This window comes from Luteimonas granuli (assembly GCF_007795095.1).
Lineage (GTDB): Bacteria > Pseudomonadota > Gammaproteobacteria > Xanthomonadales > Xanthomonadaceae > Luteimonas > Luteimonas granuli.
In genome coordinates, this window is sequence record NZ_CP042218.1 from 2,642,636 (window position 1) to 2,654,996 (window position 12,361).

At 71.5% G+C, this 12,361-nt stretch carries 14 protein-coding genes; 7 read left to right on the forward strand and 7 right to left on the reverse strand.

All coding sequences use genetic code 11. The features are described from left to right. Positions 1-54: 54 nt before the first annotated feature. The 4 genes from FPZ22_RS12255 to FPZ22_RS14130 all read right to left on the reverse strand — a co-directional run bounded on the left by FPZ22_RS12255 (position 55) and on the right by FPZ22_RS14130 (position 3,529). Entirely contained in the window at positions 55-777 is a 723-nt protein-coding gene (locus FPZ22_RS12255; protein WP_144893369.1) for an rRNA pseudouridine synthase, read from the reverse strand. An 81-nt stretch (positions 778-858) separates the two neighbouring features. After that, positions 859-1,815, reverse strand: a complete 957-nt coding sequence (locus FPZ22_RS12260) for a TerC family protein (RefSeq protein ID WP_144893371.1) — start codon at positions 1,813-1,815, stop codon at positions 859-861. A 274-nt stretch (positions 1,816-2,089) separates the two neighbouring features. Beyond that, complete coding sequence (locus FPZ22_RS12265; RefSeq protein ID WP_144893373.1) at positions 2,090-3,121, reverse strand: ScyD/ScyE family protein; 1,032 nt, start codon at positions 3,119-3,121, stop codon at positions 2,090-2,092. A gap of 138 nt (positions 3,122-3,259) precedes the next feature. Further along, positions 3,260-3,529: a hypothetical protein gene (locus FPZ22_RS14130; protein ID WP_246120736.1), complete on the reverse strand. Its 270-nt coding sequence runs from the start codon at positions 3,527-3,529 to the stop codon at positions 3,260-3,262. A 662-nt stretch (positions 3,530-4,191) separates the two neighbouring features. On the opposite strand from FPZ22_RS14130, the gene FPZ22_RS12275 reads away from it, so the two are divergent. The 3 genes from FPZ22_RS12275 (at position 4,192) to FPZ22_RS12285 (ending at position 6,929) form a co-directional block, all read left to right on the forward strand. Further along, complete coding sequence (locus tag FPZ22_RS12275) at positions 4,192-5,145, forward strand: DUF4344 domain-containing metallopeptidase (protein WP_246120737.1); 954 nt, start codon at positions 4,192-4,194, stop codon at positions 5,143-5,145. A gap of 144 nt (positions 5,146-5,289) precedes the next feature. Then, positions 5,290-6,339, forward strand: coding sequence for a catalase family peroxidase (locus tag FPZ22_RS12280; protein ID WP_246121109.1), 1,050 nt, complete (start codon positions 5,290-5,292; stop codon positions 6,337-6,339). After that, entirely contained in the window at positions 6,336-6,929 is a 594-nt protein-coding gene (locus tag FPZ22_RS12285; protein ID WP_144893379.1) for a cytochrome b, read from the forward strand. The genes FPZ22_RS12280 and FPZ22_RS12285 overlap by 4 nt, the downstream gene beginning before the upstream one ends. Before the next feature lie 213 nt (positions 6,930-7,142). Here the strand turns inward: FPZ22_RS12285 and FPZ22_RS12290 are convergent, their stop codons facing one another. After that, positions 7,143-7,589: a VOC family protein gene (locus FPZ22_RS12290; protein WP_144893381.1), complete on the reverse strand. Its 447-nt coding sequence runs from the start codon at positions 7,587-7,589 to the stop codon at positions 7,143-7,145. 73 nt (positions 7,590-7,662) lie between these two features. Further along, on the reverse strand, positions 7,663-8,376 hold the full coding sequence (locus tag FPZ22_RS12295; RefSeq protein ID WP_168198880.1) for a hypothetical protein: 714 nt from the start codon (positions 8,374-8,376) through the stop codon (positions 7,663-7,665). 173 nt (positions 8,377-8,549) lie between these two features. Here FPZ22_RS12295 and FPZ22_RS12300 point away from each other — a divergent pair, with 173 nt between their 5' ends. Together FPZ22_RS12300 and FPZ22_RS12305 are read left to right on the forward strand one after the other, a co-directional pair. Next, positions 8,550-9,527 carry a DUF2268 domain-containing putative Zn-dependent protease gene (locus FPZ22_RS12300; RefSeq protein WP_168199000.1) on the forward strand — a complete coding sequence of 326 codons (978 nt, stop codon included), beginning with the start codon at positions 8,550-8,552 and terminating at the stop codon, positions 9,525-9,527. A 122-nt stretch (positions 9,528-9,649) separates the two neighbouring features. Beyond that, complete coding sequence (locus FPZ22_RS12305; protein ID WP_144893387.1) at positions 9,650-10,138, forward strand: GFA family protein; 489 nt, start codon at positions 9,650-9,652, stop codon at positions 10,136-10,138. A gap of 57 nt (positions 10,139-10,195) precedes the next feature. Here the strand turns inward: FPZ22_RS12305 and FPZ22_RS12310 are convergent, their stop codons facing one another. Beyond that, positions 10,196-10,876, reverse strand: coding sequence for an NAD-dependent epimerase/dehydratase family protein (locus FPZ22_RS12310; protein ID WP_144893389.1), 681 nt, complete (start codon positions 10,874-10,876; stop codon positions 10,196-10,198). 91 nt (positions 10,877-10,967) lie between these two features. Here FPZ22_RS12310 and FPZ22_RS12315 point away from each other — a divergent pair, with 91 nt between their 5' ends. Next, positions 10,968-11,690, forward strand: coding sequence for a GNAT family N-acetyltransferase (locus tag FPZ22_RS12315; protein ID WP_168199001.1), 723 nt, complete (start codon positions 10,968-10,970; stop codon positions 11,688-11,690). Continuing rightward, complete coding sequence (locus FPZ22_RS12320) at positions 11,594-11,962, forward strand: YajD family HNH nuclease (RefSeq protein WP_144893393.1); 369 nt, start codon at positions 11,594-11,596, stop codon at positions 11,960-11,962. The genes FPZ22_RS12315 and FPZ22_RS12320 overlap by 97 nt, the downstream gene beginning before the upstream one ends. Positions 11,963-12,361 lie beyond the last annotated feature (399 nt).

The window sequence follows — 12,361 nt, forward strand, 5'->3', positions numbered from 1 at the left end:
ACGCCAGTGATGGCGCGCTGCATTGGGGCCAACTACGCCCCGGCACAGCGGTCCTCAGAAACGCTCGCCTACGGGCAGATAACGCCACTCGCCCACCGGCATCTTCGCCAGCGCCACCTTGCCGATGCGGATGCGCCGGATCGCCACCACGTCCAGGCCCACCTGCGCGCACATGTGGCGCAGCTGGCCGCCCTGGACGCCCTTGATCGCGAAGCGCAGGCGGACCTCGTTCTGCCAGCTGACCTTGCACGGGGGCAGGGCGCGGCCGCCGTAGGAGAGGCCGTGCTGCAGGCGGGCCAGTCCGTAGGGAGCGATCTCGCCGGCGACCTCGACCACGAACTCCTGTTCGATGTCGTCGCGGTCCTCGGTCAGCCGCCGCCACACCCGGCCGTCCTGGGTCAGCACCATCAGGCCGCTGGCCTCGGCGTCGAGCGGCATCAGCGGCGTCAGGCGATGGAAATGGCGCTGCAGCAGGCGCACGCCCGAGGGATCGTCGGCCCAGCGGCTGTCGCGTGCCACCAGGTCGGCCGCGGGCCGGGGACCGCTGATCGCGTCATGGCCGACGGGCTTGTGCAGCAGGATGGTGGCCGGTTCGATCGCCTCCTGCCGGGCGGCCGGATCCAGCACGATGGTTTCGCCGGTGACCGGGTGCGCCGGGTTCTCGACCACGCGTCCGTCGACCGACACCCAGCCACCCTTGATGTACTGCTCGGCCTCGGTGCGCGAGCAGCCGGTGAGGGCGATGAGGCGTTTCGCCAGTCGGACCGGATCGGACATGGGCAGGGGCGTCGGACGGGGGGCCGGCAGTGTACCCGCTGGCCGGTGCACCCCCGGCGGGCATCGATGGAGCGCGCCCGGTCAGGACGCACGCGGCTTCCGCGGGCGCGCCAGGCTCAGCGCCACCGTGCCGGCCAGGATCACCGCCACCACGCCCAGCGACCACAGCACGGGGATCTTGTACAGGTCGATCAGCAGCATCTTCGCGCCGATGAACACCAGCACCACCGCCAGGCCGTAGGGCAGCAGGTGGAAGCGCTCGGCCATGCCGGCCAGCAGGAAGAACATCGCGCGCAGGCCCAGCACCGCGAACACGTTCGAGGTCAGCACGATGAAGGGGTCGGTGGTGATGGCGAAGATCGCCGGGATCGAGTCCACCGCGAAGATCACGTCGGTGATGCCGATCATCACCAGCACGATGAACAGCGGGGTGAACTTGCGGCGGCTGCCGCGGCCCAGCCACAGCGCGCCGCCGTGGTAGCGGCGCACGAAGGGGACGTGCGAGGTCATCCAGCGCAGCACCGGATTTTTTTCGAGGTTTGGCTCCTTGCCCGCGGCGAACCACATCTTGACGCCGGTCAGCAGCAGGAAAGCGCCGAACACGTAGAGCATCCAGTGGAAGTGGGCCAGCAGCGCGGCGCCGGCGAAGATCAGGATCGCGCGCAGCACGATCGCGCCGAGGATGCCGATCACCAGCACGCGCTGGCGCTGCTCCTCGGGCACGGCGAAGTAGGTCATCAGCATCAGGAAGACGAAGATGTTGTCGACCGCCAGCGCCTTCTCCACCAGGTAGCCGGTGAGGAACTCTAGGCCCACGCGCCGGGCCTCGTCGGGGCCGGCGGTCTGGCCGAGGTACCACCACAGGGCGAGGTTGAAGGCCATGGCCAGGGCGACCCAGCCCAGGCTCCACCACGCGGCTTCCTTGAACGTGACCCTGTGCGCGCCGCCGTGGCGCATCAGCACCAGGTCCACCATCAGCGCGACCAGCACCAGGCCGGCGAAGCCGGACCACAACCAGGGATTGCCTATCGTTTCCATCGGGGTTTCCGGGCAAGGGGAGGGGACTGCCGCGGACTCGGGCGGCACGGAACCCTTGCTCGGAGATCCGGGGACGCACCTTCGCCATCGCGGCGAAGGTCTTGCTCACAGCCCGGTGGGCTGCCGTGGGACCGGAGCATTGCTGCTCGAAATGACGGCCTGCACGTCGGGAGCTACTCCCCTTCGGCGGGCATTCTGCGGTCGGCTGCCAGGACCGGTCAAGGCCGCACGCGCTGGCGCCGGCGAGGCCTGCGCGTGCTGCCCTGGACCGGCCTCAGGGCACGATGCGCAGCACTTCGCCCGCCATCGCAGTGACGCCGCGGTTGCTGACATACAGCGCGCCGTCGGGGCCCACGGCCAGGCCGGTCGGCCGGTCGAGGCCGCCGAGCACCAGGCTGCGGCTGCCGTCGGGCGCGACCCGGATGAGCTGGCCGGGGCCGGCGAAGAACATCGGGCCGGTCGCGTGCTGCAGCACGTAAAGGCTGCCGTCCTCGCCGAAGCCGATGTCGATGATGGTCTTGAAGCCGGTGGCCCAGACCGTGGGCGCGGCGCCTTCGACGACGCGGAACACGCTGGCGGTGCCTTCGATGAAGGGCGCGCCCGTGAGCTGGCCGACGTACAGCGCGCCGTCGGGACCGCGCACGAAGCCGGTGGGTACGGCATCGGTGGGGGCCGCCGGGCGCGAGTCGAACGTGGCCACGGTGCGGATGCGGCCACTGGCGGCCACGCGCAGCAGCGAGTTGCCGGCGGCATCGGTCACCAGCCGCGCGCCGGGCTCGGCGAGCACCGCGAAGGGGTTGGTCTCGATGGCGCCGCCGGCCGGGTTCTCGGCCGCCTCGTGCGCCGAGATGTCGGCGATGACATGCCATTGGCCGGCGGGCGTGACCTGCAGCAGATGGCCCAGCGCGCGCCCAGCCGTGCCCAGCTCGGCGCGCCGTTCCGGCGCCACGCCGGCGAGGCCCACGGTGACGTAGCCCACCCCGCCCTGGAAGGAAATGTCGTTGGGGCCGCCGACCTCGGCGCCGGCCGGATCCGACAGCGAGGGCAGGCCGGTCGCCACGCGCTGCTGGCGTCCGTGGCGCAGACGGCTGATGGCACCGGTGGGGCCGTAGCAGAACGCCACGCCGCGCACCTCGAGGCAGGGATGGGTGCCACCGCGGCCGGCCTCGGCGACATACAGGTCGCCGTTGGCGGCGAAGGCGAGGCCACGGGGGTTGTCGAGCCCGGACATGACCACGTCGACCGACGTCGCGGCCAGGACGGGGGCGGGCAGGAGCAGGCTTGCCGCAAGGAACAGGGTACGCATGGCGGAACCTCCAGGGGGACGCGCGGCGGGGGATGCCGCGCAACGGGGCAAACGCCACCCTGCGGACGCAGCGGCCACGGCGTGCAGCGGCGCGCGGAGTCCAGCTCATGAGCGACGGTGGACTTCGCATCATCCAGTTCACATGGTGGGCGCGACCGCTGCATGCGTGCGCGTCACGTCGAGCACGAACGCCCCGACATCGGCGAACTCGTCCTTCTGCGCGTCGGCCGTCGAGCCGACGCCATGTCCGCTGGCGTAGTCCAGCCGGTAGATCACCGGCTGCCCGCTTGCAGCGTGCACGTCCTGTTCGATCGGCGTGCCGACGCGGTGCAGCCAGGCCTGCGAGTCCAGCCAGGCTTCGGCAGCTGGCGTATCGGGAGCCGCTTCGTTGAAGCGGTGCACCAGCATGCGCTCGTCGGTTCGGAGCCATTGGGCGCAATGCCCACGGCGACGCGCCGGCCGCTCGGGGAGGGCGCGACGCGGCCGACGCCATGCGCGCCTGGGAGGTCTCGGACATCCGGATGCGATCCCCGAACGCGCCGCACTCCGGGCCGCGCTCGGAACGTGCGGTCCGCGGTGCTGCGCTGGTCGAACAGCAGGCGCCCGGTGCCGCTGTCGCCCCAGCACGCGGCGGGCGTGGGCGGCCCGGGCCTTCATCCAGGCCTGCGTGTCCGGGTCCTTGAGATCCTCGAGGTTGCGGTACGGATCCGTGAGGTCGAAGCCGGGGTAGTGGTCGGTGGCGGGGACCGATTTCGCGGCGGGAGCGGTGGCGGACGGTTCGGCGTCGTGGAGGGTGGCCACGAGGGTCGCGGGCAGGCACAGCGTCAGGGCGGCAGCGGCAAGGCGGGGGTGGGCAGTGGACATGCGCGGCGCTCCGTTGGCAGGGCGGGGCGGAACAGGCTCCGGGACCCCGCGCAAGGGGGGAACGCTAGCGGTCCGCGGGTTCGGACACGTCGGCGTCACCCGTGCGCATGTGTCGTCTTCACGCCAACCAGGCGCCGCCTGATGGACTGGGGTGGGCGCATACTCGCTGGTGGACGGTGCAGGGGACGCTGGTCGGACAGATGAGAATGATCACGCTGCTGACGGCCCTGGCGGTTGCCGCGGGCTGTGCCGGGGTTCCTGGTCCCTTGGTCAACGACCGCAGCATGCGCGAGACCGTGCAACACCGGCTCGCCGGTGGGTCGCCGCGCACCGTGGTGCGCACGAAGGTACAGCCGGCCGGCGCTGCTCCGGCGCCAGTCGTCCCGAAGTTCGAGTACGCCTACGCGCCGCCACAATCGCCCGGCCTTGAGCAGACCTACGTCCGCGTCCGCGACGCCGACCTCCTGCGCCGCCTGCCGGAAGTGCAGGCGATCGACGGCATGTTCGTACTCCCGCGACGCCTGCGCTATGTCACCGCCGAGTGCGGTGAGTTCGGTTCCTTCTACCGCCCGGACGACACCGAGGTGGTGCTGTGCTACGAGACCCTGCACACGCTCTACGAACGCGGTCGGGCCCAGCAGGACCAGGGCGGACTGGATGACGGGCATGCATTCCGCTATGTGCGCGCCAACATCCGCTTCATCGTGCTGCACGAAACCGGGCACGCGCTGGTGGACCTGCTGGACCTGCCGGTGACCGGCCGCCAGGAGGATGCCGTGGACCAGCTGGCGGCGATCCTGATGCTGCGCTTCGCCGGCCTGGACGAGACTTCGGAGCAGGTGATCGGCAACCTGCGCATGGCGGCGGACTGGCTGCTGTCACGCAGCACCGGCGCCTACAACCTCGACGCCTATGCCGACGAGCATGCGCTGGGCGAGCAGCGCTACTTCAATCTGCAGTGCCTGATCTACGGCACCGACCCGGCCGCGTTCGCCGGCATGGTCGATGCGGGCGACCTCACGCCGGCACGCGCACGGGGCTGCGCGCGCGAGATGCGGCGGGTGACCCGGGCCTGGCTGCGCCTGCTGCTGCCGCACCTGGCGCCGGGGCTGGAACCGTACGAGGAGGAGGCGGCCCGCTACCTGGAGCGGAAGGGGTGAGCTATTCGGCTGGGGGCGCATACTCTCCCTGCGCGCGCATCCTGGAGCCCCGACATGATCGATCCGCAGCAAGCACAGCCACCGGGCCCGGAGCGGCCCGCGCGCGCCGGGGCGGGGGAGGCGGGCGGCGTGCCGGGGCGGCGGATCGCGGCCTTGGCCGGCATCGGCGCGATCGCCCTGGCGGGGGCGGCGGCCTTCGCCTGGACCGCGGGCTGGATCGGCCCCGAGCGGCTGACGTCGCAGCGCTTCCTCGACACCATGGAAGCCGGCGGACCGGGCCACCCCGGCTTCCGGCGCGCGCACCCGAAGGGGGTGTGCGTCAGCGGACGCTTCTTCGGCACGGCGGCGGGGCGCGCGCTGTCGCGCGCCGGGGCGTTCGCGGGCCCGCCGGTGGCGGTGACCGGGCGGCTGTCGATCGGCGGCGGCGATCCCCTCGGTGACGATGCCGCTGCGCGCGTGCGCAGCCTGGCCCTGCAGCTCGGGGGCAGGGGCGAGACGCAGTGGCGGATGGCGATGAACAGCTTTCCCTTCCTGGCCGTGGCCACGCCGCGCGAGTTCCATCGCCAGGTGGTCGCCAACGCGCCCGACCCGGCCACCGGCAAGCCCGATCCGGCGGCGGTGGCGGCCTTCCTGGCCGCCCATCCGCGCGCGCAGGCGTTCCAGGCCTGGGCGAAGTCGGCGCCGTGGTCCGACAGCTGGGCCAACACGCAGTACAACAGCGTCAATGCCTTCTACTTCATCGACGCCGACGGCCAGCGGCGCGCGGTGCGCTGGTCGATGCGGCCGCAGGCGCCGTTCGCCGCGCTGGATGCCGGGGCGCGGGCGGCGGCCGGGCCCGACTTCCTGGTCACCGATCTCGAGCGCCGCCTCGCCAGCGGACCCCTGCGCTGGGACATGGTGGCCACGCTCGCCGGACCGGGGGATGCCGTCGACGATCCCTCGCGGCCATGGCCGGAGGATCGCGAGGAGGTGGTGGTGGGCGTGCTGGAACTCGATGCCGCCACGCCGCAGGCCACGGGTGCCTGCCGCGACATCAACTTCGACCCTCTGGTGCTGCCGGCCGGCGTGGCGCCTTCGGGCGATCCGATCCTGTCGGCGCGCTCGTCGGTGTACGCGCGTTCGTTCAACCGTCGCCAGCGGGAGATCGCGCTGGGCGATGCCGACCAGGCCACGCATCCGGAGCCGCGCCCATGACCACGTCCGACACCACTGTCGCGCGCGCCGCGGGGCGCTTCGATCCGCTGGCGCGCGCGTTGCACTGGGCCATGGCGCTGATGATCCTGGCCATGCTGTTCGTGGGCGCAGGGATGGTCGCGTCGCTGTCGGGGCGGCCGTGGCTGCTGGACCTGCACCGGCCACTGGGCATCGCGATCCTCGTGCTGGCGCTGGTGCGGCTGGCGCATCGCCTGCGCCACCGGCCGCCCCCGCTGCCGGCTTCGGTGCCTCGCTGGCAGCAGCGGGCCGCGCGCGCCTCGCACTGGCTGCTGTACGGCCTGATGCTGGCGATGCCGCTGCTGGGCTGGGCCATGCTGTCGGCTGCGGGGGACCCGGTGCGGATGGCCGGTGACTGGGTGCTGCCACCGATCGCGCCCAGGGACACTGTGCTCTATGCCGCGCTGCGCTGGGCCCATGGAGCGCTGGGGTATCTGCTGTTCGCGACCGTGCTCCTGCACCTGTCGGCCGCCCTCCGCCACGCCTGGGTGCTGCGGGACGGCGTGTTCGAGGCGATGGCTCCGGTCGCACGTGCGGTCCGCCCGGGAGCGTCCGCTCCACCGCCGGGTTGACGGGGGCCCGTCCGCCCTCAGGTCGGCGCAAACACCTTGGGCGCGTTCTTGTCGCGCTTTTCGGCCCGCTTCTCTTTCAAGGTCTTTACGGGTTTCTTCTTCTGTTCTTTCTTCTGGTTCAGGCCCTTGGCCATTGGATCCTCCACGCGCGTTGGCGCCGACTGCGGTTGCAGTGGTTGCGCGGAGTATGCGCTTTTTCCTGCCTGCGCCGGCTCAGCCCTGTGCGGGCTTCCAGCTCTCTTCCGGAACGGTGTTCACCATCCACGGCACCCCGAACCGGTCCACCAGCGCACCATAGCCGGGCGACCAGAAGGTCTCGGCGAACGGCATCACCTCGCGGCCGCCCTCGGCCAGCTGTCCGTACCAGCGCCGCGCCTCTTCGATGTCCCCGGTGTGCAGGGTGACGTCGAAGCCGTTCTTGGGCTTGTCGATGCCGGGTGCCCAGCCGACATCCATGTCGGCGCCCATCAGGGCCTGGTCGCCGACTTCGAGCCAGCAGTGCATCAGCCACGACCTGTACTTCTCGTCGGTGATGGGCATGTCGGGCGGGGCGTCGCCGTAGGGGTAGGCGGCGGTGATCCTGCCGCCGAGCACGCGGGCGTAGAACTCGAAGGCTTCGCGGCACTGGCCCTGGAAGCTGAGGCTGGTGACGATTTTCATGGGTGTCTTCGCTGGCAACGGGCGGGCGCCCACAGGTACTCCGCGGGTCGTGACGCGGGCGTGTCAGCGGCGGCTATGGATCGAACCTCACCCAGCGCTGGAGTGAGGTGTCGTAGACGAATCGCCCGGAGGCGTTCTCCGGGACGAGCATCGCGTCCAGGAAGTCGTTCCAGTCGACGCCGCCGCCGTCGTTGGCCTGCAATTCCATGGCAGCCTCGATCAGGTATTCGCAGTAGTAGCCATCCGCGGCCTCTGCCGGCATGCAGCCCTGTTTCTGGAACTGTTTGATGGAAAGCACACTGCGGGCCACGCCGTTGTCGATTCGGGTCTCTCCGTTGCTGGCGTACATGGCGTACTCCAGCGCCGCGCGCATGTCCGCCTCCGAGGGCTCCGGCCCCCGGAGCTTCACGGCGACCGCGTTGCTGGCGCGCTCGGCGGCGTCCAGCTGCCGCAGTCGTTCGTCGATCTCGGCCAATCGTTGCTCGCCGGCGGCGATCTCGGCCTCGTTGCGGGCGAGCGCGTCGGCACGCACGTCCCCCTTTTCGGTCTCGTCATTCCATTGCGCCGCCGCTTCAGCCGAGTCGGTCCAGTCGGTGACGTCGGTGATGTCCGCGGGGTCGATGGGGTCTGTGGGTGGATCGGTGGGGTCAGTCGGCGGTCCGGATGCCGGTGCCGGCGACTGCGCCATGGCGTGCTGGGGCGATGCCGGGTCGCCGGATTGACCGCAAGCGGCCAGAAGGGCGCCGCCGAGCAGCAGCGCGAACGTCGCGATCGCAGGGGACTGCATGGTGCCTCCGGGTCCGCCACGGGGCTGGCCGCTTCGTACCGGGACGAACGCGGGCGGTGGCGGCGGTCGGACAGGTCAGGGACTGGCATGACGGCAGTCACGGTGACGAACCGCCCGTGCCTGGCACCGGTCACCTGTCTACGCTCACGCCCATCCATCTCCCGGGCCGGGCCATGCGCGTCCTGACGCTGCTGCTGTGCTGTCTGATTCCACTCTCCGCCTGCGCGCAGGACGCCCGGTTCACGCCGGATCCGGACGCGGCCCGCCTGGTCACCGAGGACCTCGATCGTTTCTGGGCGGCCTGGGACGCGGCCGCGGCCGTCGACGGCACCGAAGCGCGCAGCGCGGTCTTCCAGGCGCAGTACCTGGACGCGGGTTCGCCGGGGCTGGAGGCTTTCGCCCGGCTGCGCATCGGCGACGGCGCCAAGCTGCTGAAGGCCATCGACAAGCACCCGCGTTACTACGCATCGCTGCGCGCACGCACGGCCGCACTCGCCGCGGAGCTGCCGGACATCCGCGAGACGCTGGGACGCATGAAGGTGCTGTATCCCGAGGCCGTGTTTCCCGACGTCTACTTCCTGATGGGCCGCATGAACTCCGGCGGCACGCTCGACCGCACCGGCCTGCTGATCGGCGTGGACATGTTCGGCGGTGGTCCCGGGGCGCCACTGGAGGAACTGGGCGACTGGCACCGCGCGGTGGTGGGCGAGTCCGGCAACCTGCCGGTGATCGTGGCGCACGAATGGGTGCACTTCCAGCAGCTCTCGGACACGGGATCCCAGCCCACGCTGCTGCAGGCGGCGATCGGCGAGGGCGTCGCGGACTTCATCGCGGAGCTCGGCGCCGGCCGGCACCTCAACGACCACGTGCACGCCTGGGCCGAGCCGCGGGCGGCCACGTTGTGGACGGAGTTCCGGGGTCGCATGAACGGTACGGACTACGCCGGCTGGCTCTACGACGCCGGCGAGGGCGGCACCGACGGGCGGCCGGCGGACCTCGGATACTGGATGGGCTATCGCATCGCCAGCGGCTACTACGCGCGCGCCGCCGACAAGACGGCCGCGATCCGCGAGATGCTGCGGATCGATGATTTCGATGCATTCCTGAAGGCGAGCGGCGTGCCGGAGGAGTTCGAAGGCCGCGGCGGCTGACGCTGCCGATGCTGCCGACCGGTTGCACATACCGGTGGCCGCGCCTCACCTCTCCTCGATCAAGTCCGACGCATCCTGTCCTGCCGCGGCCCGGTCGTCCGCCGCGCCTCCGGACCACCGCCATGCACCTCGAAGGCTCCTGCCACTGCGGCAAGGTCCGCTTCCGATGCGAAGCGTATGCGCCGGTCCCGTTCCAGTACTGCTATTGCTCGATCTGCCGCAAGACCGCCGGGGGAAGCGGCAGCGCGATCAACCTCGGCGCGCGCGCCGACACGCTGGAGGTGGAGGGGCGCGGGCACCTCGGCGTGTACCAGGCGCGGATCCGCGACGACGGCGGCGGGTGCCGCGTCAGCTCGGGCCACCGGCACTTCTGCACCGGCTGCGGCAGTGCGCTGTGGCTGTTCGATCCGGAGTGGCCCGGGCTGGTGCATCCGCACGCCTCGGCCATCGACACGCCGCTGCCCCCTGCGCCGGAGCGGGTGCACATGCTGTTGGACTCGAAGCCGGACTGGGTGGTGGTGCCCGACGGTCCGGACGAGACGCGACTCGACGGCTTCCCCGACGAGTCGCTGGAGGACTGGCACCGTCGGCACGGCCTGCTGGACGGCTGAAGTGAGCGGCCGATCTGTCTGCACGCCGTGGCGCGGCCGCCGGCGTGACGCGTCGCTTCAACCCGCCGTGGCGTCCCCGCCGCCGCCGCCCAGCCGGTTGATCGCATCGTTCTCCACGACCGCGGGCGGCTGCGGCATGGCCGCCAGCGCCAGCATCGCGCGCCCGAGGTGGGCGGTGCTGGTCAGCAGGGCCGGCATCGCGCGCACGCCCAGGCCCATGACCGGGGCCGCCAGGGCGTAGAAGGGGCGCATCCAGGCGTGAGGGCTGCGCTCGCCGTGGGCGGGCTGGATGCCGCCGGGGCGCAGCATCACGGTGGTGATGGGCAGCGCCTGCAGGGCGGCTTCGGTCTCGCCCTTGATCCGCAGCGGCATGAGCACGCTGGTGGGGTCGGACTTCGCGCCGGAAATGTAGAGGAAGCGCCCCTGCGGATTGCGCGCCGCGAACACGCGTGCCACCTGCAGGGTGAGATCGAGCGTGACGTGCCGGTAGTGCGCTTCCGGTGTGCCCACCGGCGGCGCGCCGGCGCAGTAGAAGCAGGCATCGAATGGCGCGAGCCGGTCGGCCACCGGCGCCAGGTGGTCGAAGCCGCCGACGACGATGTCCTCCACCCGCGGATCGGCGTGGGCCAGCGCGCGGCGGCCCAGGACAGCCACCTTCGACACGCGGGCATCGGCCAGCGCCTCCACCAGCACGCCCTGGCCCACCAGTCCGGTGCCGCCCGTCATCAGGATGCGCATGCCAGCCTCGTCGGATGGGGTGTCCGGGAGTCTAGCGCCATTGGCCGGGCGGGTCGGGCGCGCGACCCTCCAACGGCCTATGGTGCAGGCCATGCCCACCTCCCCTCCGCTCGCCATCCGGCCGCTCGAGCCGGCTTCCATCCCCGCCGCTGCAAGACTGCTGGCCGCCAGCATGCGCGACAACCCGCTGCACCAGCGGGTCTTCGCCGGGGAAGGCACCCGCCTTGAACCGCTGTTGGCGGACGCCTTCATCCGCCTGCTGCGCCGGCAGATGCGGACCGGCCACGTGCTGGCTGCCTGCGAGGGCGACGTTCTGGTCGGGGTGGCGGCCATGGTCCCGCCCGGGCAGTGCCAGCCGGACCTGCGCGAAAAGCTGGCGATGCTGTCGATCCTCGCCCGGGGGCGGGCGCTGCGGCACCTGCCCCGGATCGCGCGCTGGCTGCGGGCCTGGGCGCGGCACGATCCGGAATGCGCGCACTGGCACCTGGGCCCGGCCGCGGTCGATCGCGCGCGCCAGGGGCAGGGCATCGGGAGCCGGTTGATGGAGGCGGTCTGCGACCGGCTGGATGTGAGCCAGGGCGTCGGCTATCTCGAAACCGACACGCCCGCGAACGTCCGCTTGTATCGGCGCGGCGGCTTCGAAGTGGTCGCCGAGGAGCCGGTCCTCGGCGTGCCCAACTGGTTCATGCAGCGGCAGCCCGGGGTATGCTCAACCCCATGCCCGGCCCGGACAACGCCCGCCTCGACCGCATCGTCGCCGACGCCCGGCGCAGCGCCGCAGAGCGCGAAAAGGGTTATCGAGAGCGCGCGCTGAAGCTGTACCCCTGGATCTGCGGCCGCTGCGCGCGTGAGTTCACCCGCGCCAACCTGCACGAACTCACCGTGCACCATCGCAACCACAACCACGACGACAATCCGCCCGACGGCAGCAACTGGGAGTTGCTGTGCCTGTACTGCCACGACAACGAGCATTCGCGGCAGCTCGACCACACCGGAGTGGGTGCGCTGGATGCCGAGGATGCGCCGGCGGCCGCGACCTCCAGTCCGTTCGCCGGCCTGAAGGATCTGCTCGGGCGCGACCGCTGATCCCGTCGGACACTCCTGGCGCGATGGTGCCCGCCCACATCCCCGGTTCTTCGTCGGGCGGGATCATTGCGGCCCTCGACCATCTGGCCGGAAATCACCAGGCCGGTATAGGCGGGATCGTTCGAGTTCGGGTTGCGGTCGAACAATGCGGCCCCCGTTCCCGCAGCCAACGGCGAAAGGTCGGCGCGGCGGCCATGGAGGATCGCGCGGCGGCGCGCGGTGGCGCGGGGAGGCGTGATTGAATATGCCTCGACGCCGGGCCGCTCCCGGCATCCAGGCTGACGACGGACATGCCGACCCTCTGGATTCCGATCTTCGCTGCCCTGCTGGTGGTGGGAACCGCCGTCTGGATGCGACACCGCGGGCGTCGTGGCCGTGGCACCGTACCGCCGGAGTCCG